Annotated in this window: 23 protein-coding genes; 6 read left to right on the top strand and 17 right to left on the bottom strand. The window is 61.4% G+C overall.

The genetic code is table 11. The features are described 5' to 3' along the window. Window positions 1–23: 23 nt before the first annotated feature. The 5 genes from HU811_RS12625 to fos all read right to left on the bottom strand — a co-directional run bounded on the left by HU811_RS12625 (window position 24) and on the right by fos (window position 4,342). Entirely contained in the window at window positions 24–932 is a 909-nt protein-coding gene (locus HU811_RS12625; RefSeq protein ID WP_092397226.1) for an SDR family oxidoreductase, read from the bottom strand. A 77-nt stretch (window positions 933–1,009) separates the two neighbouring features. Next, window positions 1,010–1,522, bottom strand: coding sequence for a DUF4142 domain-containing protein (locus HU811_RS12620; RefSeq protein WP_092397224.1), 513 nt, complete (start codon window positions 1,520–1,522; stop codon window positions 1,010–1,012). 289 nt (window positions 1,523–1,811) lie between these two features. Then, window positions 1,812–3,161, bottom strand: a complete 1,350-nt coding sequence (locus tag HU811_RS12615; protein WP_186656169.1) for a sensor domain-containing protein — start codon at window positions 3,159–3,161, stop codon at window positions 1,812–1,814. Window positions 3,162–3,228: 67 nt separating this feature from the next. Beyond that, entirely contained in the window at window positions 3,229–3,867 is a 639-nt protein-coding gene (locus tag HU811_RS12610; RefSeq protein WP_186656168.1) for a LysE family translocator, read from the bottom strand. Window positions 3,868–3,925: 58 nt separating this feature from the next. Continuing rightward, window positions 3,926–4,342 carry a fosfomycin resistance glutathione transferase gene (gene fos, locus HU811_RS12605; RefSeq protein WP_186656167.1) on the bottom strand — a complete coding sequence of 139 codons (417 nt, stop codon included), beginning with the start codon at window positions 4,340–4,342 and terminating at the stop codon, window positions 3,926–3,928. A 265-nt stretch (window positions 4,343–4,607) separates the two neighbouring features. Here fos and HU811_RS12600 point away from each other — a divergent pair, with 265 nt between their 5' ends. Beyond that, window positions 4,608–5,843 (top strand): aminotransferase class I/II-fold pyridoxal phosphate-dependent enzyme, encoded by a 1,236-nt coding sequence (locus tag HU811_RS12600; RefSeq protein WP_186656165.1) that lies wholly within the window; start codon window positions 4,608–4,610, stop codon window positions 5,841–5,843. 12 nt (window positions 5,844–5,855) lie between these two features. After that, entirely contained in the window at window positions 5,856–7,019 is a 1,164-nt protein-coding gene (locus tag HU811_RS12595; protein WP_092397214.1) for an MFS transporter, read from the top strand. On the opposite strand, the gene yiaY is transcribed toward HU811_RS12595, so the two are convergent. After that, window positions 7,016–8,164, bottom strand: a complete 1,149-nt coding sequence (gene yiaY / locus HU811_RS12590) for an L-threonine dehydrogenase (protein ID WP_092397212.1) — start codon at window positions 8,162–8,164, stop codon at window positions 7,016–7,018. The two genes, HU811_RS12595 and yiaY, sit on opposite strands and share 4 nt — an antisense overlap. Window positions 8,165–8,304: 140 nt before the next feature. Between yiaY and HU811_RS12585 the strand changes: the two genes are divergently transcribed. Beyond that, entirely contained in the window at window positions 8,305–9,324 is a 1,020-nt protein-coding gene (locus HU811_RS12585; RefSeq protein ID WP_186656163.1) for a DUF4917 family protein, read from the top strand. Window positions 9,325–9,458: 134 nt separating this feature from the next. Here the strand turns inward: HU811_RS12585 and HU811_RS12580 are convergent, their stop codons facing one another. From HU811_RS12580 to HU811_RS12555, 6 genes are all read right to left on the bottom strand, one after another. Further along, on the bottom strand, window positions 9,459–9,803 hold the full coding sequence (locus tag HU811_RS12580; RefSeq protein WP_186656162.1) for a YegP family protein: 345 nt from the start codon (window positions 9,801–9,803) through the stop codon (window positions 9,459–9,461). A gap of 68 nt (window positions 9,804–9,871) precedes the next feature. After that, the gene (locus HU811_RS12575; protein ID WP_092397206.1) at window positions 9,872–10,453 is read right to left on the bottom strand and encodes a DJ-1/PfpI family protein; all 582 of its coding nucleotides are present in this window, start codon (window positions 10,451–10,453) and stop codon (window positions 9,872–9,874) included. Window positions 10,454–10,706: 253 nt separating this feature from the next. Next, a complete protein-coding gene (locus HU811_RS12570) occupies window positions 10,707–11,924 on the bottom strand; it encodes a class I SAM-dependent methyltransferase (protein WP_186656160.1) in 1,218 nt (405 codons plus the stop codon). Window positions 11,925–12,072: 148 nt separating this feature from the next. Further along, window positions 12,073–12,690, bottom strand: a complete 618-nt coding sequence (locus HU811_RS12565) for a TPM domain-containing protein (protein WP_186656158.1) — start codon at window positions 12,688–12,690, stop codon at window positions 12,073–12,075. Between the two features lie 28 nt (window positions 12,691–12,718). Then, window positions 12,719–13,486: a TPM domain-containing protein gene (locus HU811_RS27585; protein ID WP_186656156.1), complete on the bottom strand. Its 768-nt coding sequence runs from the start codon at window positions 13,484–13,486 to the stop codon at window positions 12,719–12,721. Window positions 13,487–13,622: 136 nt separating this feature from the next. Next, window positions 13,623–14,231 carry a LemA family protein gene (locus tag HU811_RS12555; RefSeq protein ID WP_186656154.1) on the bottom strand — a complete coding sequence of 203 codons (609 nt, stop codon included), beginning with the start codon at window positions 14,229–14,231 and terminating at the stop codon, window positions 13,623–13,625. 262 nt (window positions 14,232–14,493) lie between these two features. Between HU811_RS12555 and bglX the strand changes: the two genes are divergently transcribed. Then, on the top strand, window positions 14,494–16,785 hold the full coding sequence (gene bglX, locus HU811_RS12550; protein WP_186656153.1) for a beta-glucosidase BglX: 2,292 nt from the start codon (window positions 14,494–14,496) through the stop codon (window positions 16,783–16,785). 127 nt (window positions 16,786–16,912) lie between these two features. Here the strand turns inward: bglX and HU811_RS12545 are convergent, their stop codons facing one another. The 5 genes from HU811_RS12545 to HU811_RS12525 all read right to left on the bottom strand — a co-directional run bounded on the left by HU811_RS12545 (window position 16,913) and on the right by HU811_RS12525 (window position 21,341). Continuing rightward, window positions 16,913–18,070: a phospholipase D-like domain-containing protein gene (locus tag HU811_RS12545; protein WP_186656151.1), complete on the bottom strand. Its 1,158-nt coding sequence runs from the start codon at window positions 18,068–18,070 to the stop codon at window positions 16,913–16,915. 1 nt (window position 18,071) lies between these two features. Next, a complete protein-coding gene (locus HU811_RS12540; RefSeq protein ID WP_186656149.1) occupies window positions 18,072–18,662 on the bottom strand; it encodes a YceI family protein in 591 nt (196 codons plus the stop codon). A 219-nt stretch (window positions 18,663–18,881) separates the two neighbouring features. Next, a complete protein-coding gene (locus tag HU811_RS12535) occupies window positions 18,882–19,193 on the bottom strand; it encodes an amidase (RefSeq protein ID WP_186656147.1) in 312 nt (103 codons plus the stop codon). Further along, window positions 19,190–20,284 (bottom strand): serine hydrolase domain-containing protein, encoded by a 1,095-nt coding sequence (locus HU811_RS12530; RefSeq protein ID WP_186656145.1) that lies wholly within the window; start codon window positions 20,282–20,284, stop codon window positions 19,190–19,192. The genes HU811_RS12535 and HU811_RS12530 overlap by 4 nt, the downstream gene beginning before the upstream one ends. A gap of 184 nt (window positions 20,285–20,468) precedes the next feature. After that, window positions 20,469–21,341, bottom strand: a complete 873-nt coding sequence (locus HU811_RS12525) for an acyl-CoA dehydrogenase middle domain-containing protein (RefSeq protein WP_186656143.1) — start codon at window positions 21,339–21,341, stop codon at window positions 20,469–20,471. Between the two features lie 145 nt (window positions 21,342–21,486). Here HU811_RS12525 and olsB point away from each other — a divergent pair, with 145 nt between their 5' ends. Further along, window positions 21,487–22,242 carry an L-ornithine N(alpha)-acyltransferase gene (gene olsB / locus HU811_RS12520; RefSeq protein WP_092397184.1) on the top strand — a complete coding sequence of 252 codons (756 nt, stop codon included), beginning with the start codon at window positions 21,487–21,489 and terminating at the stop codon, window positions 22,240–22,242. Further along, window positions 22,242–23,036, top strand: a complete 795-nt coding sequence (locus HU811_RS12515) for a lysophospholipid acyltransferase family protein (RefSeq protein ID WP_186656141.1) — start codon at window positions 22,242–22,244, stop codon at window positions 23,034–23,036. The genes olsB and HU811_RS12515 overlap by 1 nt, the downstream gene beginning before the upstream one ends. The last annotated feature ends 61 nt before the right edge of the window (window positions 23,037–23,097 follow it).

Raw genomic sequence — 23,097 nt, 5'->3', positions numbered from 1 at the left:
CCCCCCCCCGGGGCGGCTTAGCATCAAGGCAGCGGATTACCGCCCGTCACGCCAAACACTTCCCCGGTGATGTAGCTCGATTCCTGTGACGCCAGCAGCACATAAAGCGGTGCACATTCGGCCGGTTGGCCGGGGCGCTTCATTGGAACCTGAGAACCAAAGGTGGGAATTTTCTCCTGGGGCTGTCCGCCGCTGGGTTGCAGCACGGTCCAGATCGGGCCCGGCGCCACAGCATTGACCCGTATGCCCTTACTGATCACCTGCCCCGCCAGCGCCTTGGTGAATGCGACGATGGCCGCTTTGGTGGTGGCGTAGTCCAGCAACGTGGCAGACGGATCGTAGGATTGGATCGACGCCGTATTGATCACCGTCGCCCCCGCCGGCATCAGCGGCACCGCGGTCTTACAGATCCAGAACATCGCATAGATGTTGGTTTTCATGGTGTCATCAAATTGCGCGGTGGTGATATCGGCAATGTCCTTCTGCGCTTCCTGTTTACCCGCGACATTCACCAGAATATCCAGGCCGCCTAATTGCTCGTGGGCGCTTCTCACCAGTTGGACGCAGAATTTTTCATCCTTCAGATCGCCGGGGATTGCAATCGCCTTGCGCCCTTCGGCCTCAATCAGCTCAATGACTTGCCGGGCGTCGCGCTCCTCGCTGGGCAGATAGTTGATCGCCACATCGGCGCCTTCCCGGGCGTAAGCAATGGCGGCGGCGCGACCGATGCCCGAGTCGCCACCGGTCACCAAAGCCTTGCGCCCTTCCAGGCGCCCGAACCCCTGATAACTTTTTTCACCGTGATCGGGCTTGGGCACCATGTCCTGATCGATACCCGGTGGCGACTGCGGCTGGTCGGGAAACGGCGGACGGGGATATTGAGTCAAGGGGTTCTGCATCGCGTATTGGTTGGGTTCTCGGCGTGTAGACATCGAACTTCTCCTTTTCGGCGGGCAAAGTGAGCCGGGACGCAAGCGCCCTGGCCCGGAATATTAAAAAGTGCGGCGAATCAGCGACTGGCCTGGAGCGCCCTGGCCATTTCGAGATGGGTCTGCAACTTAGGCAGGGTTTCGTCGGCGAACGCCTTGATTTCCGGCACCTCGGTGGTCTTGGCCTGCTCCTCGATCTGCGCGATGGCTTCCTCGGTGGCCTTGACCTGGCTGGCGGCATAGGCAGCATCGAACGACTCGCCTTCGGGCACTTGCGGTACGGGCGGTATCAGGCTCTTGGCCTTGTCAGCCACTTCTTCCGGTGGTGGGACAGGCAGGTCGAGCTTTTTCGCAATCTTGGCCAGATGCTGGTTGGCGGTGGTGCGGTCATTGATCACCATGATGGTGTAATCCTTGACTTCCCTGGACTCGGCTTTGCCGTGGGCCATACGGCTGGCCTCAATGTCAGCCATGCCTTTGGCCGAAGCATCATTGATAAATTCGGCAGGCGATTGTGCCCAAGCACTGCTAGCCCCCAGGCCCATCAGCACGACGAGACTGGTGGTGCGTAATAAGGTGGCCATCCGGCTCATGGTCACGCCCTCCTCTGATAGAAATTGCGGCGGGTCTTCCCACCACTGAATCAGAACCACCTGTGACGCTTTAACAAGATGCCTTCCCGATTGCAGCCGATGTCGGCTTTCGACAGGCGCATACCGAGGGTCATGGTGGTGGTTCTCCCACATCTGCGACCCGCTCCAGACGCCTTCGTTCGATCGGGGACAATGTTTCCGGCGAGCGGGGCTCTCAGGACATTCGAAAGGATCGGGGACTGAAAGGTTTGAAAAAACGTCCTGCAGCACGACGAACGGCGGCGCGCAGTCAAATACCGAACGCTTGGTGATTCTGGCGTTTGGCGGCGTACATCGCCTCGTCGGCGTGGCGGAACAGCGCAACATCTTCGCTGCCATGTTCGGGGAAACAGGCCACGCCGATGCTCGGTTCGATGCTCAGGCAGTGCCCGTCCAGGCGCAGCGGCTGGCTCAGTGCATGACGGATCTTTTCTTGCACACGGTGGGCATCTTCCAAAGTCTGGACACTATGGAGCAGAACGACGAACTCATCGCCGCCAATGCGCGCCACGGTATCGGTGTCGCGCACACAGCCCTGGAGCCGGCTGGCCACTGCCTGCAATAACATGTCGCCCACGGCGTGGCCGTAGGTGTCGTTGATCTGCTTGAAGCGATCCAGGTCGATATACAGCAGCGCCATGCGCCCAGAGGCCGCGCGGGCGGTGGCCAGTGCGGCCTTGAAGCGTTCGCGCAGCAATTCGCGGTTGGGTATCTGGGTCAACTGATCGTACTGAGCCATGCGCTGCAACCGGGCGTGCAATTGCTGACGCTCAATGGCGATGGTGAGCTGCGCACAGACGTATTGCAGCAACTCCTTGTCTTGCTCGGTGTAGCGCTGGTTGTCTTGCGCGCTCTTGACGATCAACGCACCGATCGTACCGCTCTGCGAGATCAGTGGCACACCCAGCCAGCAGGGGGCGTTCGATTGCGCCACCAGGTCGCCGAATCCCACTGGCAACTGACCGCAACCGGGCGTCAGCAGGATCGGCTGACCACTGCGAATCACTTCGGCGCACAGGCGCTTGGTGACCGAGCCCGGCACATCGGGCTGTCGCTCCAGGTCATCGACGTGATAGGCAAAGGTCAGCTGCTCGCACTGCTCGTCATACAGCGCCACCGAAAAGTTCAGCGCCGGCAGCCACTCGCCGATGATCAAGTGAATCCGCTTGAACAACGCCAGCAAGTCCGCCGCGGCATGGGCGGCCTCGGAAATCGCATACAACGCTGCTTGCCGGGACTCGGCCTGCTTGCGTTCGGTGATGTCCCGGGCCACGGCGATCCGCAACCCGTCCGCCGGCGACCAACGCGCCGACCACAAAATATGCACCACCCGCCCGTCCTTGCGCAGGTAGCGGTTCTCGAAATTGAGCTTGGGCTCGCCGTCCATGATCTCCCGCGCCGCTTCAAGAGTGCGCTGGCGGTCGGCAGGGTGCACCAAGTCGATCATCGGCTGACCGATCAATTCCTGCGGGGTGTAACCGAAAATGCGCTCACAAGCGGCGCTGACAAACACAAAACGCCCCTGACCGTCGACGGCGCACACGGCGTCCATCAAAAGATCAATGTAGCTGGCCAGCGGCGCGGAATTGCGAGTGTCCATGGGGCTGGTGATCTTCCGTTAATGCAACGTTGAAGAAAGCCTTACGTGCGCAACCGATACGTCAGCCTTACGCCTTGCTGGCCAACAAGCCTGGCACTGCATGCCACAAGGCGTTGATGGCAAAACCAATGAACATCACGCCACACAACCGGGTGATTGTCAGTTCGTGACGCTGATACAGCACGCGGACCCGACTCGCGCCAACAATACCAATGAGGATAGCGTAAGCGATCAGGCCGCCCAGAAAACTGAGTGCGATCAGCCAGGGCAACATCGACCAGTGCAGCAGCTCGGCACGGCTGGACAGCAAAGCCGTGAACGTCGCCACCGCCACCGGGTACGCCTTGGGGTTGGTCAGGCCGAATATCACACCGTGCCAGAATGGCTGACGCGCCGGGCCTTGTGGCGCACCGGCGCTGCCTGCGCGGGCACGAATAGCCCGCAGGCCCAACCAGAACAGATAAAGCCCGCTGATCACGCCCAATACATCGAAGGCTACGCTGCCTATTTCCCGTGCACCGACAATCGCTACCAGCGCGGTGCCACACCAGATCACATCCCCCAAAAGGTGCCCGCAGAGGAACCCCGCCCCGGCCCGCCGCCCTCGTGCGGCGCCAATGCCGAACACCGCCAGCACTCCAGGCCCTGGCGTGATGCCATAGATGAAGCCGCTGGCAAGGATAGTGAACAGCAGCGAGGGAGTCATGACGGGCGGTCCTGTCGGATATCGGCGTGGTGCAGTTTATCTGGCTCTGCACAAAGGATCACGAAGCCGGAAAAAACTCCATGCCGGCATAAGGCGCCTGTCGACAGGCCTGTAGCCGGGAAGGCAGATCTCCCACATGGATTTCGAGTTTGTGCCCGTCCGGGTCGAGAAAGTAAAACGAGTCACCTTCGCTGCGGTTGTCGCGCCACGACACCACCTGGGCCGCCTTGAGCCGCGCCACCAGCACCGGAAAGTCCTGGGCACCGATACTGAATGCGTAATGGGTGTAGTCCGCCGCAGGCGTCTTCTTGCGCAACGGGTCAACGGACAGGCACAACCATAAGCCGGGCAGCGACAAATAGGCCCCTGTGTCCCACTGGGCCTCAAGACGAAGCTGCAAGAGCTCGCTATAAAAAACCACACTGGGGTCCAGCTCGGTGACAGCCAGTGTCAGATGATTGAAACCTGAGAGCATCGACAAGCAACCTTTGGAAAAGAAACGGATGAGTCAAGTGCCGTGGGCTCAAGGGTGAAAGCATGGCGTTGCCCAGCTCCGACAGCGCAAATGGATTCCCCGCCCAACCCCTTAGGCAAGATCCTACACAGAAGTCTCCGGTAACACTCAAACACGCCGGAAATGGCCGATTCAAAGCCCCGCATCATGATCTGTAAAGTCTGGAAACACACAGAAACAGCCCCCCCACGGACAGCACCACTCAACCAAGGAATGTAATCGCACCATGAACCAGACAGCACAGCCGACCCATCGCTACACCAACTACCGTAAAGTCATTTCCCTGGCGGACCAGGATTGGCGGAGCGCCGAAGTCGGAAAAATCTCAGGGCTGAATGTCGAGGTCAAGACACCCAACGTCCTGGTCGACCAGTACGGCCGAACCTTTCACCACTTCTGCACCACGTCCTACCTGGGTCTGGACCACCATCCCGCGTTGCTGGACGGGGCCATGACGGCCCTGTGGGAAACCGGCACCTTGCGCGTCGCCAACTCGAAAAACCGCTGCAAGCTGGCGATCCTGGACCGATACGAAACCCAATTGTCGGAGTTGTTTGGCGCCAGTTGCCTCAGTGCCCTGTCATGCAGCGCAGCGAGCGCCGGGATCCTGCCGTTGCTGGCCAGCGGCGCGTTCACTGACAATCGGCCGCCTGTCATGGTGTTTGACAAACATGCCCATTACTCGATGAACCACCTCAAGGCCGCCTGCGCCGATGAAACCCAGGTCATCACCGGCCCGCACAACGACATGGACTTTCTCGAAGACGTGTGCAAACGCCAGCGCAACGTGGCGTATGTGGCCGATGGAGCCTACAGCATGGGTGGGGTGACCGATATGGACAGCCTGCTGTACCTCAAACAGCGCTATGGCCTGTTTCTCTATCTGGATGACTCCCACGCGCTGTCGGCCATAGGGCAATGCGGAGCGGGCCTGGTCCGTTCACGCTTCCACGCCGTGGACGAGCGCACGCTGATTGTCGCCTCGCTGGCCAAATCATTCGGGGCCAGTGGCGGCCTGGCGATGTTTGGCAGTGAACGGCACAAAACACTGGTGCAGCGCTACGGCGGGCCGAGCAATTGGTCCCAAAGCCTGAACGCGGCGGCCATTGGCGCCGGCATGGCCTCGATCCGTCTGCACCGCAGTCGAGAATTCAGCGCCTTGCAGGAGCGTTTGCAGGCTAATATCCGCCTCTTCGACAGCCTTATCCGCACCGAGCAGCTCGGCAATGCCATGGCGATCCGCCTGGTGACCTGCGGTGAGGCAGCCCTGGCCAACCGCCTAGCAGTCGAACTGGCCGACCTGGGGTATTTCACTTCAGCGGTTTTTTTCCCCGTAGTGCCGCAAAACAAGGCCGCAATCCGCATCACCCTGCGCGCCGACATGGAGACGGACGTGATTCGCTCGTTCTGCGAACGGATCACCGATCTGCTGCAGGCACACGGGCGTGACATCCGTCCTTGAACGAGCGCCTTGATGAAGAACCGTACGACCCTGATCATCACCTGCACCACCGTCTTCCTGGCACAACTGGGCATGAGCATCTACTTGCCGGCCCTGCCCGACATTGCTCGGGATCTGGGGGCCGATGCGTCCCGGGTTTCCTGGGGCTTGTCGGTTTACCTGATCGGCATGGCGCTGCCGATGTTGCTGTGGGGCAGCGTGAGCCAGCGTCTGGGACGCAAACCGGTATTGCTGGCGGCATTGGGGCTGTACGGCCTGAGCAACCTGGCCCTACCGCTGGGTACAACAGTGGAGGCGTTCCTGACGCTCAGGTTGATTCAGGGCATCGGCGCCAGCGGTATCTCGGTGATGGCCAGGGTATTGATCCGTGACAGTTTCAGCGGCGATCTGCTGGCCAAGGCCCTGTCATGGATCTCTATAGCCTTCGTGATTGCCCTTGGCATCGGTCAATATCTGGGCTCTTTGATCCAAGTTGCCTTCGGCTGGGAAGCGATCTTCTACGGGTTGGGTGCGGTCAGCCTGGCCATGGCGGTCGCAGTGTCCCGGGTCGGGTTTGCAGTGCTGACAGAAGGCAGCAACGGGCAATCGGCGTGGCGCGTGTACGGCAGGATACTCAGATCCCGAGGGTTTTTATTGCCAGCCTTGGCCGGCGGCCTGGGTTACGGCGTGATTGTCGCGTTCAACACCGCCGCGCCACTGATCCTGCAGGAAAGCTTTCATTGGTCAGCGATTGAGTACGGCCTGCTGGGCTGGCCGATCAGCGCGGCGTACCTGTTCGGCGCGCTGGCGGTCAACGCCTTGGTGCTACGCACCGGCCAACGACGATTGATGAGCTGGGGCCTTGCGCTGGTGCTGGGCGGCAGTGCGACCATGCTGCTGGGGAGCGTCGCGCTGAGCAGTGTCGCGCTGCTGTTCTGGTTGCCGTACTGCTTCGCGGTATTCGGTCAATCGTTGAATTACCCCATCAGCCTGTCCCTGGCCAACGAGGGTTCACCGGTGGCCGGCGCTTATGCCATGGCGTTGAGCGGTTTTCTGCATCAGTTGATGGCCTCACTCATCGGCGCCACGGCCAGCCTGTTGTTGAGCCAACAGGCCTGGCCGCTGGCGGCGTTGTGCACGCTGTTGGCCGTGGCGGCGCTGCTGTGCGGGCGGTTTATGCCAGCACGGGTCGCTTAAAAGGCGCTGCGGAAAATCTCCTCGATCTGCCGTTGATCCCCTGCCCGCGGGTTGGTCAGGCCACAAGCGTCCTTCAATGCGTTGGCGGCCAGTACCGGCACGTCGTTGAGGCGCACGCCCAAATCACGCAGGCCGGCCGGAATGTCTACGTCCCGGGCCAGGCTGCGGATCGCCGCAATGGCGACCCGCGCGCCTTCCTCCGGGCTGAGACCGTGCGTATCGGCCCCCATGGCATTGGCCACGTCGGTCAGCCGAGCGGCGCATACCGAGGCGTTGAAACTTTGCACATGGGGCAACAGCACTGCATTACACACGCCGTGGGGCAAGTCATAAAAACCGCCCAGTTGATGGGCCATCGCATGCACGAAACCCAACGAGGCATTATTGAACGCCATCCCCGCGAGAAACTGCGCGTAGGCCATGTTCTCCCGTGCCGTCAGATCGTTACCGTCGCCCACGGCCTGACGCAGATTATTACTGATCAAAGTGACCGCTTTCAGCGCGCAGGCATCGGTGATTGGATTGGCGGCAGTGGATACGTACGCTTCGATCGCATGAGTCAGCGCATCCATGCCGGTGGCGGCCGTCAGCCCTTTAGGCATCGCCACCATCAATGCCGGATCGTTGACCGACATGAGCGGCGTCACGTTGCGGTCGACAATGGCCATTTTCACGTGGCGAGTCTCGTCAGTGATGATGCAAAAACGGGTCATTTCGCTGGCCGTACCTGCCGTGGTGTTGATGGCGATCAGTGGCAACTGCGGTTTACTCGAGCGGTCAACGCCCTCGTAGTCACGAATTTCCCCGCCGTTGGTGGCGCACAAGGCGATGCCCTTGGCGCAATCGTGGGGCGAACCGCCACCCAGCGACACCACGAAATCGCACTGGCTTTCCTTCAACAACCCCAGCCCACGCTCCACATTGGCGATGCTGGGATTGGGCTTGGCACCGTCGAAAATCACCGAATCGATGTCCTGCAGCGCCAGCAGTTCGGCCACCTTGCTGGCGACGCCGGCCTTGGCCAACCCTGCGTCAGTGACGATCAGGGCCTTGTGAAAGCCGTAGTTGCGGATGGCGGTCATGGCCTCGTCGAGGCAACCCAGCCCCATGACGTTCACGGCGGGAATGAAAAATGTGCTGCTCATGGGAGATGCTCCTGGAAGAGGCCGGGATTGGCAGGGCTACCAGAATGACCGACTGGTCACGGCGCATCTTGATCTGGCTCAAGACTGGGTCGTGATAAAGTCGCGCCCTGCCTTAACCACGTTTTGAGATCACTTTCGCAATGACCGACTTCCAGCAATACGACGCCCAGCTCGAAGACTGGGATGCCTTGCGCGCCAGCACCGCTTTCAGTGGCTTGCTGCTGGGTAACGGCGCCAGCCGCGCCGTTTGGGACGATTTCGGCTATGACTCGCTGTTCGAAAACGCTCGCACCGTCGAAGAAAAACCCTTGAGCCCGTCGGAAATGAGTGTGTTCGACGCGATGCAGACCCGCAGCTTCGAGCAGGTACTCGGCGCGCTGAAAACCACCAGCCGGGTCAACAAGGCCCTGGCGGTGAGCTCCGCGGCACCGCGCAACCGCTACTACGCAATCAAGGAAGCACTGATCAACACCGTGCACGCGGTGCATATCCCGTGGCGACTGGTGGAACCTGCGACCCTGGCGACGCTGAATCAGGAGCTGGGCCGCTATCGCACGGTGTTCACCACCAACTACGATCTGCTCAACTACTGGGCGATCCAGCATGCGCCCGAGACCGTCACCGACCTGTTCCTGGGCAACGATCACAGCTTTGATCTGAGCCAGGCAGACACGGACAAACCCCGTCTGTTGTACCTGCACGGTGGCCTGCACCTGGTGCGCAACCAGGACGGCACGGCACGCAAACTGACCGCCACCGAAGGCACGCTGCTGGGCAGTTTCGCCATCAACAATACGATCAAGACCCTTGACGACGTGCCGCTGTTCGTCAATGAAGGCCCGAGCCAGGACAAGCTCAAGACCATCCGCAGCTCCGATTACCTATCGTTCTGCTACGACCAGTTGCTGCACCACCGCGACAACTTGTGCCTGTTCGGCCATGCCTTGGGCGAACAGGACAGTCACATCGTCCATGCCCTGCGCCAGGCCGCGCCGAAAACCGTGGCGATCTCGATCTACCCCCGCAGCCAGGCGTTCATCCAGCACCAGAAGCGCCATTACGCCAAGGTGTTCCAGGGGTTGGCGGTTGAACTGCGGTTCTTCGATGCCAAGACTCATCCGCTGGGCAACCCGAAGCTGTCGGTGCCGGTGGAGGTTTAGCCTCCCAGTCAGCGCAGGACCGTGGCGAGGGAGCTTGCTCCCGCTCGGCTGCGAAGCGGTCTGAAGAGTTTGCCGGCCGTGTAGCCGTCATCGCGAGCAGGCTCGCTCCCACAAGGGCGAGCCTGGCGATGCGGTCAAAGCGCCGTCAGCGTCTTGTCCTTGATCACCGTGGTCGGTCCGTTGGCCATGACGCTGGCAATGCCCTTGTCCCGGGCGGCGTCAGAGGAATAGCTTTCGCTGCTGCCGATCACTTCGTGATTGCCAGCCTTGAGGTTGAAGTAAGGGTGGCCGTCCTTGGTGCTCTTGAGTTCATAACGTTCGGCCAGTGGGCTGTTCTTCTGCACCGAAGCGATGCCACCGTCGGCACCGCTGCGGGTCGTATACAGCTCGCTGGTCAAAATCGTTTCGGCGTTGGCCGCCTTGAGCACAAACCTAAACTGGCCGTTGCTGCTTTTGCTGACTTCGTACCATCCGGACATGTTCTTTCTCCTGGGCGGTTGAGGCATCCCCAAGAGTAAAGACCCGCTGCGCTTGTTCTGCCAGTGCCTTACAAGGTGATGGCCGTGCCCAGCAGCGTCAGGAACCCCGCCAGCCAGTTCGGGTGCGCCGGCCAGGCCGGGGCGGTCGCCAGATTGCCTTGAACGTGGCCTTCGGTGACCGCGCACTCGATAAAGGTCCCTCCGGCCAGACGCACCTCCGGAGCGCAGGCGGGATAAGCGCTGCATTCGCGCCCTTCCAGGATGCCCGCCGCTGCCAGCAATTGCGCACCGTGGCATACCGCCGCAATCGGCTTGCCCGCCTGGTCAAAGTCACGCACCAGTTGCAGGACTTTCTCATTCAGGCGCAGATATTCCGGCGCACGTCCGCCCGGCACCAGCAATGCATCGTAATCAGCGGCCTCGACACTGACGAAATCATGATTGAGCGCGAACAGATGCCCCGGTTTTTCGCTGTAGGTCTGGTCGCCCTCGAAGTCGTGGATCGCCGTGCGCACGGTCTGCCCGGCGGTTTTGTCCGGGCACACGGCATGAACGGTGTGACCGATCATCTGCAAGGCCTGAAATGGCACCATCACTTCATAGTCTTCGACGTAATCGCCAACCAGCATCAGGATTTTCTTTGCGGCCATGGGGAGGACTCCTTGAGGAATGCGTAGGTAGTGAACGCATTAAAGGTAGTCCGGTACGTCGGTAGATGAGGGATAAGCACTGATTACCTGACGGGCTGCACAGGTACGATCACTTTGGGAGGCCTGACACTGTGGGAGCAAAGCTTGCTCGCGATGAAAGCACCGTGATTCAACAGGCAAACCGGGTCATCGTTCATCGCGAGCAAGCTTTGCTCCCACAGGCTCGCCCCCACAGGGTGAGGTGCCAGTCGCTCTAGGCGAGATAACCGTCAGCGCGCAGCAGGGTTTCGAGGCAGTGCTCGGTGATGTGGTAGAACGCCTTGAGTTCCTGGATCTTCGCCAGCAGCTCGACCGGGTCCACCGGTTCGGCGCGTTTGACCGCCAGGATCATCTTGTTCTTGTTGGTGTGGTCCAGGGAAATGAACTCGAACACTTTGGTTTCGTAACCACATGCCTCCAGAAACAGCGCCCGCAGGCTGTCAGTGACCATTTCTGCCTGCTGGCCCAGGTGCAGACCATATTGCAGCATCGGCTTGAGCAACGCCGGACTCTGGATTTGCAAGCGGATCTGCTTGTGGCAGCACGGCGAGCACATGATGATCGAAGCGCCCGAGCGAATGCCCATGTGGATCGCGTAATCGGTGGCGATATCACAGGCATGCAAGGCAATCATCACATCCACCGCAGCCGGCGCCACGCTGCGCACATCGCCGTGTTGGAAACTCAGGCCCGGGTGCTCCAGCCGCGCGGCAGCTTCGTTGCACAGCTTGACCATGTCCTCTCGCAGTTCGACGCCGGTCACGATCCCTTCAGCCTGCAAGGTGTTGCGCAGGTAGTCATGGATGGCGAACGTCAGGTAGCCCTTGCCCGAGCCGAAATCCGACACCCGCACCGGTTGATCCAGGGCCAGCGGCGACGATGTCAGCGCATGGCTGAAGACTTCGATGAATTTGTTGATCTGCTTCCACTTGCGCGACATCGCCGGGATCAGTTCGTGCTTGTGGTTAGTCACGCCCAGATCCGCCAGGAACGGGCGGTTCAGGTCCAGAAAGCGGTTTTTCTCCCGATTGTGCTCGGCCGATGGCACTTCTCGCAGTTGCTGGGGTTTGCTCTTGAACAGCGAACTCTTGCCCTTCTTGCTGTATTCCAACTGCGCTTCGTCGGTAACAGCCAGCAGATGCGCGTTCTTGAACGACACCGGCAACAGCGCGGCGATGGTCGTCACGCCTTCGGCCAGCGGAAAATTCTTGGTGATGTCGCGGGTTTTGTAGCGGTAAACGAAGGACAGGCAGGGCTGATCCTTGACCGTCAACTGCTTGATGATCAGCCGCTGCAGGTCCGCTTCCTCACCGACGTACTTGGCCAGCACCAGTTTGATGAAGGCGTTCTGCTCAAGGCTGCTTTGCAGCAGCTCGATGAACTGGGCATGGTGATCCGGCGCAGGACGGGCGGGGGTAGCGGTAACTGACATGGAAAAAGCGGCCTCGGGGCGGGCGGATCGGGAATGGCGGTTATTTTAGGGGGGATGGGCAGCGAGGGCACGGAAAAGTTCGTGTGGCGAGCAGTAGCCCCTGTGGGAGCAAGCTTTGCTCCCACAGGCTTGTGCTGGCAGCCATTTTTCAGCCCAGCACCACCAACCGATTCGGCAGCTCATTGCGCGCGTGAGTCACCGGCACATGCTCCTTGAGCAATTGGCCGCAGGCCTCGATGCAGGTAACAAAGCCCTGCAACGTCTGGCCCTGGCGGACCTGCTGGGTGAAGGCGGCGACAATGGTTTCCCAGTGTTTGTTATCGAGACGTGTGGAAATGCCTTCGTCCACCAGGATTTCCACGTACCGCTCGGCTTCGCAAACGAAAATCAACATGCCTGTGCCGCCGACGGTGTGGTGCAGGTTCTGCTCGAGAAACTGCCGACGCGCCAGATTGGAGGCGCGCCAGTGGCGCACGGAACGGGGGATCAGGTGAGTGGTGATTGCAGGAATGCGAAACGCCAGGCACAGCACGATAAACAGGCCCCACTGCACCAGCAGCAGACTGTGCATGTTCAGCCAGCCCGTGAGGTAATGCACCATGCCGGGTACCACCAAGGCCAGCAGGCTGGCCCATAGCAGCGGGATGTAGGCATAGTCGTCGGCGCGAGCGGCGAGCACGGTGACCAGCTCGGCGTCGGTGTCGCGCTCCACCTGGGCGATGGCCTCGGCGACCTTGCGTTGTTCGTGTTCAGTCAGTAATGCCATGGTTAAAAGTGCCTGCTCATTATTATTGTCACCAGCCGCCCGACGAACCGCCGCCCCCGAAACTGCCCCCACCGCCGCTGAAGCCACCGCCACCGCCGCCAAAACCACCGCCGCCACCGCCAAAACCACCGCCGCCACCGCCATAGCCGCCCCCGGAACCACCGCGTCCGGCCGGCAGGATACCGAGCATCTGGCACACGAACACCGTTACGATGAACAGCAGCACCAACAACACGAACAACCCCGGATGGCGCCCGACGAAATCGCCCGCCTCCTGGCCATCGGCACCGTACGCCGCAGCCGGCTCATCCAGCGCATTGCCGCCCAGCACCATCAACATCGCCGCTACGCCGTCGCTGATACCTTTGCTGAAATGGCCGGCCTTGAACGCCGGGGTGATCACCTGGTTGATGATCACCGAACTCTGGGCGTCGGTCAGGCGGTCTTCCAGTCCGTAGCCCACTTCGATCCGCAGTTTACGGTCATCCCGGGCCACGATCAGCAGCGCGCCGTTGTTTTTATCCTTCTGCCCGATGCCCCAGTGACGCCCCAGTTGATAACCGAAGTCTTCGATGCTGGTGCCTTGCAGGTCCGCCAGCGTGACCACGACCACCTGTTCACCGGTGGCCTGTTCATGGGCCTTGAGCTGTGCATCCAGTTGCGTGCGCACCGAAGGCTCAAGCATCTGGGCAGTGTCCACCACCCGCCCGGTCAGTGCCGGAAAACTCAACTCGGCCTGGGCCGTGATGGCAAAGACCCAGAGCAACAGCACCAGGCCAAATTTCAACACTCGCATCGTAACTCCTGTGTGGGAGCGAGCTGGTGTGGGAGCTGAGCTTGCTCGCGATGAAGGCACCTTGGTCTTTCTAATGACCGCGTTATCGTTCATCGCGAACAAGCTTTGCTCCCACAGGCTCGCTACCACAGTTTTTTCAGAACTTCACTTCAGGGGCTTTTTCGGCGTTGGGGCTGGTGGCTTCGAAGGTTTCGCGGATCGGCAGATCGCTGTACATCACGCTGTGCCACAGGCGACCGGGGAAGGTGCGGATCTCGGTGTTGTATTTCTGCACCGCGAGGATGAAGTCGCGACGAGCCACGGCGATGCGGTTCTCGGTGCCTTCAAGTTGTGATTGCAAGGCCAGGAAATTCTGGTTGGCCTTGAGGTCCGGATAACGCTCGACCACCACCATCAGCCGGCTCAACGCACCACTCAACTGATCCTGGGCCTGTTGGAACTGTTTGAGTTTTTCCGGGTTGTCCAGCGTCCCGGCATCGACCTGGATGGACGTGGCTTTGGCCCGCGCCTCGACCACCGCCGTCAGGGTTTCCTGTTCGTGCTGCGCATAGCCCTTGACGGTCTCCACCAGGTTGGGGATCAGGTCGGCTCGGCGCTGGTACTGGTTCTGCACCTGTCCCCAGGCAGCCTTGGCCTGTTCGTCCAGGGTTGGAATGTTGTTGATGCCGCAACCGGCCAACAGTGTGGTGAACAGCATCAGCGCCAGCATTTGCAGGTGGCGAAGGTGATTGAGTCGTAGATTCATCGGTTGAAGCTCCCCTCTACATTCCATTGAAAAAACACAGTCACCTATCTCTCCGGTGTCTGGGGCATAATCTGCCGCCGCCACGGGATTGAATCAGGGTCGGTGGGCTAAAAGATGCCCTGCACGAAACTAAGTTCATCCGCGTGCGTTCGAAAACAGTGCTGCTCTTAAGTCAGACAATACTCGAACAACAATAGCCGCTCCTCACATTTTGCTGACGGCGTGTACTGATGACCGCCCTTAGGCTTGCGAGAAACCATTCATGAAGAAGCTGTGTTTGCTGGGCCTGTTCGTCACACTGGCCAGTCAATCCGTAGTAGCCGACAACCTGCCAACCCCGATGGAAAACAAGGATGCCTTCATCAGCCACCTGATGAAGCAGATGACCCTTGAGGAGAAGATCGGCCAGTTGCGCCTGATCAGCATCGGCCCCGAGATGCCTCGGGAGATGATTCGCAAGGAAATCGCCGCCGGCAACATCGGCGGTACGTTCAACTCCATCACCCGTGCGGAAAACCGCCCGATGCAGGACGCGGCCATGCGCAGCCGGCTGAAGATCCCGATGTTCTTCGCCTATGACGTGATCCACGGCCACCGTACCATTTTCCCGATCCCCCTGGCCCTGGCCTCGAGCTGGGACATGGACGCCATCTACCGCTCCGGCCGCGTCGCTGCCAAGGAAGCGGCGGCCGACAGCCTGGACATCACCTTCGCGCCGATGGTGGATATTTCCCGCGACCCACGCTGGGGCCGGACCTCCGAAGGCTTTGGCGAGGACACCTACCTGGTGTCGCGCATCGCCGGGGTGATGGTCAAAGCCTTCCAGGGCAGCGGCGCCAACGCGGCCGACAGCATCATGGCCAGCGTCAAGCACTTCGCCCTGTACGGCGCAGTGGAAGGTGGCCGGGACTACAACATCGTGGACATGAGCCCGGTGAAAATGTACCAGGACTACCTGCCACCCTACCGTGCCGCCATCGATGCGGGTGCCGGCGGGGTGATGGTCGCGCTGAACTCCATCAACGGCGTGCCCGCCACCGCCAACACCTGGCTGATGCACGACCTGTTGCGCAAGGAATGGGGGTTCAAGGGTCTTGCGGTGAGTGACCACGGCGCCATCTTCGAACTGATCAAACATGGCGTGGCCCGCGACGGTCGCGAAGCGGCGAAGCTGGCGATCAAGGCCGGCATCGACATGAGCATGAACGACTCGCTGTACGGCAAGGAGCTGCCTGGGCTGCTCAAAGCCGGTGAAATCGAGCAGAGCGACATCGACAATGCGGTGCGCGAAGTCCTCGCCGCCAAATACGACATGGGCCTGTTCAAGGATCCGTACCTGCGCATCGGCAAGGCCGAGGACGACCCGGCCGACACCTACGCCGAAAGCCGCCTGCACCGTGCCGATGCCCGTGACGTGGCCCGCCGCAGCATGGTCCTGCTGGAAAACCGCAACCAGACCCTGCCCCTGAAGAAGAGCGCAAAAATCGCCCTGGTCGGCCCGCTGGCCAAGGCACCGATCGACATGATGGGCAGTTGGGCTGCTGCCGGTCGCCCGGCGCAGTCGGTGACTTTGTTCGACGGCATGACCCGCGCCCTGGGCGCAGAATCAACGCTGATCTACGCCCGTGGCGCCAACATCACCGGCGACAAGAAAGTCCTCGACTACCTGAACTTCCTCAACTTTGATGCCCCGGAAGTGGTCGATGACCCGCGCCCTGCCCAAGTGCTGATCGACGAAGCCGTTAAGGCCGCCCAGCAAGCCGATGTCGTGGTGGCCGCCGTGGGCGAGTCCCGCGGCATGTCCCACGAATCCTCGAGCCGCACGGAACTGAGCATCCCCGCCAGCCAGCGCGAGCTGATCAAGGCGCTGAAGGCCACCGGCAAACCACTGGTGCTGGTGCTGATGAACGGCCGCCCGCTGTCGCTGGTGGATGAAAAGCAACAGGCCGATGCGATCCTGGAAACCTGGTTCAGCGGCACCGAAGGCGGCAATGCCATCGCCGACGTGTTGTTCGGCGACTACAACCCGTCGGGCAAGCTGCCGATCTCCTTCCCGCGCTCGGTGGGACAGATTCCGACCTACTACAACCACCTGAGCGTTGGTCGGCCATTCACGCCGGGCAAGCCGGGCAACTACACCTCGCAATACTTCGATGACACCACAGGCCCGCTCTACCCGTTCGGCTACGGCCTGAGCTACACCGAATTCAGCCTGACGGACATGGCCCTGTCGTCCACCACGCTGAACAAGACCGGCAAGCTCGATGCCAGCGTGACCCTGGAAAACACCGGCGAGCATGACGGCGAAACCGTGGTGCAACTCTATATCCAGGACGTGACCGGCTCGATCATCCGCCCGGTGAAGGAGCTGAAGGACTTCCGCAAGGTGATGCTCAAGGCTGGCGAGAAGAAAGTCATTCACTTCACCATCACCGAAAACGATCTGAAGTTCTACAACGCCCAGCTCAAGTACGCCGCTGAACCGGGCAAGTTCAACGTACAGATCGGCCTGGATTCCCAGGATGTGAAACAGCAGAGTTTTGAGTTGCTCTGATTTACCAACACCGCAAAAACCTGTGGGAGCGAGCCTGCTCGCGATGAGGATCTAGCAGTCACCGCATCATTGACTGTCAGGCCGCCATCGCGAGCAGGCTCGCTCCCACATTGTTTTTTGGTGAACCTTAACCCCGCCGCCCCAGCAGGTTCACCACCAACCGATCCACCAACCCCCACACCCGTTGCTTGACCCGTTTCCACAGCGGCCGACGCTTCCAGGCGTCGAGACTGACCTCCAGGCTCTGGGCGAAGTCTCGCTCGAAACTCGCCGCCACCGCGGTGCTGAGTGCGGAGTCGAGGGCTTCGAGGTTGGCTTCCAGATTGAAGCGCAGGTTCCAGTGATCGAAATTACAGGAGCCGATGCTGACCCAGTCGTCCACCAGCACCATCTTCAGGTGCAGGAAACACGGCTGGTATTCGAAGATTTTCACCCCAGCCTTGAGGAGACGCGGGTAATAACGGTGCCCGGCGTAGCGCACGGACGGGTGATCGGTGCGCGGCCCGGTGAGCAGCAGGCGCACATCGATGCCCCGGGCGGCAGCCTTGCGCAAGGAGCGGCGCACGTTCCAGGTGGGCAAAAAATACGGGGTCGCCATCCAGATCCGCTTTTGACCGCTGTTCAGGGCCCGGGACAACGATTGCAGAATGTCGCGATTCTGACGGGCATCGGCATACGCCACCCGCCCCATGCCCTCCCCCATGGGCGGAACTCGGGGTAAGCGCGGCAAGCCAAAGTTGGACGCCGGCTTCCAGGCACGGCGATGACGGTTGGCGAGCCATTGACGGTCAAACAGCAACTGCCAGTCGAGCACCAAGGGGCCGACGATTTCCACCATCACCTCGTGCCATTCGCAGCGGTCATCCAGCGGGCTCCAGAACTCATCGGTCACGCCGGTGCCACCCACCACCGCTAGGCGCTGGTCCACCAACAGCAGCTTGCGGTGGTCCCGATATAAATTCCGTACCCAGCGGCGCCAACTCAGGCGATTGTAGAAACGCAACTCCACGCCCGCCTCGATCAGGCGATTGCGCAGGTCCTGGGTAAACGCCAGGCTGCCGTAGTCATCGAACAGGCAACGCACGCGAACACCGCGCTCGGCAGCCTGGACGAGTGCCTGGACCATCGCTTCGGCGCAAGTCCCCGCCTCCACCAGGTACAGCTCCAGCTCAACCTGTTCCTGGGCGCGGGCGATTTCCACCAGCATGCGCGGGAAAAACTGTGGGCCATCGATCAACAGTTCGAAGCGATTGCCCTCGCGCCACGGAAATACCGGGCCGCTCATGTCAGCGCGCCGTAAAAATCAGCACCGCATTCACCGGCACTGCGAGGCTGATGGCCGACAGCCCGGCCTGTTTGCGCAGCTTCTCCAATCCCGGTGCCAGGTCGAAATCCGCCGCATTGAGCACCACCGGCTCCAGGGTCACGACCTGGAAGCGTCGCTCATCCAGGCGCGTTGCCAGCAGTTCGGCCTGATACACATGTTGCTTGCCGTGCAGGTCCACGGTCAGCGGCAAGCGCAGTTCCAGTTGAGCGCCGTTGGCCAGGTCCTGGATCGGTAACAGGTCGAGCTGCGCAGTGATGGAGGCATCGGCAAATTGCTTGATCTCAAACAACTCGGCGCGCATGCGCTCGTCACGCAGGGGAATGCCACTGTTGACCGACTCCAGCTCCACTTCCAGCCGGACCATCCCCTTGGGCTGGACCTGACCATGCAGCACCAGGAAGCGCTGGACCTCGGACACGTTGCCATTTTTGCTGCTGATAAACGACAGCCGCGACGATTCGCCGTCCAGGTACCAATTGGCCTGGGCCGGCAGCGCGGCGCAGGCCAGCAGCAAGGTCGCGACAGCATGAGAAAAAGACCGCTTGAACATACACACTCGGAGGGCAGATAAACCTGTGGCGAACCTTAACCGGGCCGAGGGCACTTGCAAACCTTCTGTTTCAATCCCCCTTCGGGAACACACAGATCCTTTGACAAGGGGGATTCAAAATGTGTGGGAGCAAAGCTTGCTCGCGATGAACGATCACTGGGTTTGCCTGCTGAAACGCGGCGCCTGCATCGCGGGCAAGCCTTGCTCCCACAGATCCGGTCAAGGCTCCAACCGACACCCCTGGCGCTTCCCCAGCCATCGCGCGCTATTGCTTCGCCCCAGCCCGGCGACGGTGATGCGCTTCGCTTCAGGCGTCTCGAGAAAATCGCTGATGGGCAACGACTGCTTTACATAGCCATGGCAATAGTCAGCCGGTTGCTCCATCACGTAGCGACACGAGCAATACTCCTTGGCGGTGTAGGCGCTGATGATGCCGGGGAAGGCCCGCAGCGCCACCCGCTCGAGCCAGATCCAGCCGAGCAGCACCACAACAAGCACCGACATCAGCGTGAGCAGCGGTCTGCGTCTCATGGCTGCACCGTCCCGGCGAACGCCGCCATGGCTCGCTTGAGCAATTCGTTGTGGCGGTAGCTGCCGTCGCGGTCATCACCGTAGCGCACGATCACCAGCCCGGCGCTGGGGATCACGTACAACGCCTGCCCCCAATGGCCCAGCGCGGCAAACGTATCCGGCGGCGCATCGGGCCACGGGTGGATGGCCGGGTCGGCAGCGCGGTTGAGCCACCAATGCCCACCGGGCACCGCTTCGTCCTGGCCGGCCCGGAAGCGAGCGAAGGGCTCGCGATTGAACGCCACCCAGGCTTGCGGGATCAGTTGCCGCTGGCCCCAGCGTCCCTCCCGTTGCATCAACAGCCCCACACGCGCCAGGTCCCGCGCCGTGAGGTAGGCGTAGGAGGACCCGACAAACGTGCCGGCGGCGTCGGTTTCCCAAGTGGCGTGGCGGATACCCAGCGGCTCGAACAGGGCCGTCCAGGGATAATCGGGATACTGCGCCGGGCCGACGATATTTTTCAATGCCGCCGCCAATAGGTTGCTGTCACCGCTGGAATAACGGAACGCCTGTCCCGGCGGGCTGAAGCTTTCATGCTGCGCGGTGAACGCCGCCATGTCATGACGCCCCCGGGTGTAGAGCATCGCTACCACCGAGGAGTTGAGCGGTGCGTATTCGTAATCCTCTTGCCAGTCCAGGCCCGAGGCCCAGTGAAAAAGATCGGCCAGGGTCATGTCCGGGTGCTTGCCCAACGCTGGGTAATACTTGGCGGCAGGATCCTGCAGACTGAACAGCTTTTGCCCGTAGGCCACGCCGAACACCGTCGCCATCAGGCTTTTGCTGATCGACCAGGTCAGGTGCGCAGTGTCGGCACGGGTGGACCCGGCATAACGTTCGTAGACCAGCCGCCCGTCCTGGATCACCAGCAGCGCATCGGTGCGGATACCCTGGCGAGTGGCATCGTCGCGGGGTGGGAAGGCGTATTGCTCCAGGGCTTCGATGGCCGGTCCGGTGGGGGGCGGGCCGATTGTCCACTGCTCGCCAGGCCAGTTTTCGGCCTGGGCGTGCAGGTTGAGCATCAGCAGGAGAATCAGTAACCAGCCTTTGAACATGCTTGGGGCTCGCAGGATTGAACCTTCGGAGCCTAATCAAACTGGATGACAGATTAGATATTTGTGGCATTTTCCTGTGGGAGCGAGCCTGCTCGCGAGAGCGCAGTGTCAGCCGACATCGATGTTGCTGGTCCAGCGCCATCGCGAGCAGGCTCGCTCCCACAAGGGGTCTGCGCTTGAAGGGCTACCCCAACGCCTTGGCCAACCGCTTGGCCCGCGCCCCCGCCGCCATCTCCATCACGGCTTTATCTCGCGTCCACATCTCGCGCCACAACGCCGGGCCGGCGGCCAGGGCGTCGCTCAGTTCTTCATCGAGCCCGTTGAACTGGGCGAACAACCCACCCAACAGCACATGCCCCGCCGCGCTGGACGGGTTGTGACGGCTCACTTCAGCGCAACCTGCCAGCAACCCCAGCAGGCGCAATTGCAGGGCTTGGGGCCAAGCGCACTCCTGCCCCACGCCATACAACCAGGCGGCCATGGCACTGAGCACGTAAAGGTCTTCCAGGGTGCGGAACGGTTTGACGTAGGCGTCCCAGCCGTCGCCGGCCAACAACTCGCACAGCGCGCCATCCAGCACCACCCGGCTATGGCTGATGTCTGGCATCAGGGCGATGGCCGGGAGTTTTTCCAGGGTCACGCCCGGCTCTCCGGGATAAACCACCGCAAGATTCAACCGCGGCGGCTCGCCGGGTGCTTCGCTGCGAGCGGCGATCAGCAGCCACTCGGCGGCATCGCCCGCGGTAACGAAATCCTTGCGCCCGCTCAAACGCAGATCGGTGACACGAGTCTGCATGTCCGCCGGGCGCAGGCTGCGCTGCTCCGTAGCGCACAAGGCGCCCAGGCTCTGAGGCGCGCTGGGCCAAAGCACCCGTAGCGCCGCCTGATAGCCCACCAGAAAAGCCAACCCCGGCGTTGCCATCAATCGCGCCCCCAGTACGGCCAGTTCGAACGGCGTAACCGGTCCCAGGCGTTGCAGCAAGGACGCATAACCCTCGGCCAGGTCCGGATGGGCGGGCAGTCGTTCGCCGCGTTCGATCAGGTTTTGCCAGGGCATGGGAGGCTCCTCAATGGGCTGTCATATAAGCATCACCAAAGCTTCATGGCGATGACACCGGGGCTACATAGCCTGACTTTGCACAACATGGCTGCATAAAGAAAGTCGATCGGCTGCAACTGAACAGCCCGCACGGAGATTCGCTATGACTCAGATCGCCCGCATCAGCGACACTGGCAATGAACGCCGCCTGCAAGCCGAACGCCTGATTGGCGCCAACGCTCTGCAAGAAGCCCAGGCCCTGCGCTTCAACGTCTTCAGCGGCGAATTCAACGCCAAGCTCAAAGGCGCGGAAATGGGTCTGGACATGGACGACTATGATGTTCACTGCGCCCACATCGGCGTACGCGACCTGAACACCGGCCGCCTCGTGGCGACGACGCGCCTGCTTGATCACCACGCCGCCAGCAGCCTGGGCCGGTTCTACAGTGAAGAAGAGTTCAGCCTTCACGGCCTGGTCCATCTCAAGGGCCCGATCCTGGAAATCGGCCGCACCTGCGTCGACCCGGCCTACCGCAACGGCGGCACCATCGCGGTACTCTGGGGCGAACTGGCCGAAGTGCTGAACGAGGGCGGCTACAGCTATCTCATGGGCTGCGCGAGCATCCCGATGCAGGACGGCGGCGTCCAGGCCCAGGCGATCATGCAGCGCCTGCGCGAGCGTTATCTGTGCACCGAACACCTGCGGGCGGTGCCGAAAAAACCGTTGCCGGCCCTGGACGTGCCGTCCAACGTCATCGCCGAAATGCCACCTCTGCTCAAGGCTTACATGCGCCTGGGCGCGAAGATCTGTGGTGAGCCGTGCTGGGATGAGGATTTCCAGGTGGCCGACGTGTTCATCCTGCTCAAGCGCGACGAACTGTGCCCACGCTACGCCCGCCACTTCAAGGCAGCGGTGTGATGAGTCGGTTGCGGGTGTACGCGCGAATCGCGCGAGTGTTGCTGGTGGTGACGCTGGGCCTGAGCATGGCCAGCGTGTTCGGGCTGTTTGAACGGTTGGGTGTGGCCAACTCCATGGTACGTCGCCAGCGCTGGTCGCGTTTTTTCATGGCGCGCCTGAGCCACGCCCTGCCCTTCCACGTGACGGTGCACGGCCAGATGCCGCAACAGCCCATGCTGTGGGTCAGCAACCATGTGTCCTGGACCGATATCCCACTGCTGGGCATGCTCACGCCAATGTCCTTCCTGTCCAAGGCCGAAGTGCGCACCTGGCCCGTGGCCGGATGGCTGGCGGCCAAAGCGGGCAGCCTGTTTATCCGGCGCGGCTCGGGGGACAGCCAGTTGATCCGCAAGCAAATGGGCCGACACCTGGAACAGGCTCATCCACTGCTGATGTTTCCCGAAGGCACCACCACCGATGGCCGCTCCCTGCGCACTTTCCACGGTCGTCTATTGTCGGCGGCCATCGATGCCGACGTGGCACTGCAACCGGTGGCGATCCGTTACCTGCGCAACGGCGAGCCTGATTCGCTGGCACCGTTCATTGGTGATGATGATCTGTTGTCCCATCTGATGCGCTTGTTTGCCAATGACCGGGGCGACGTGCATATCCATCTGCTGCCACCCATTGCCTGCCACGGCCAGGAACGCGCAGCCCTGGCATTCCAGGCGCAACAGGCGGTGCATAAGGCGTTGTTTGGCGAAATTCCACAGAAGCAACAAGTGCCGATGCGGCCTGCGGCGATTGCTGCCTGATCCGGACCCTCTGCAAAGACCTTGTGCAGAGACCTTGTGGGAGCGAGCCTGCTCGCGATAG

This window comes from Pseudomonas tehranensis, assembly GCF_014268615.1.
Taxonomy (GTDB): Bacteria; Pseudomonadota; Gammaproteobacteria; order Pseudomonadales; family Pseudomonadaceae; genus Aquipseudomonas; species Aquipseudomonas tehranensis.
The sequence above is the reverse complement of the archived record's forward strand: the minus strand, read 5'-3'. Positions and strand labels throughout refer to the sequence as shown.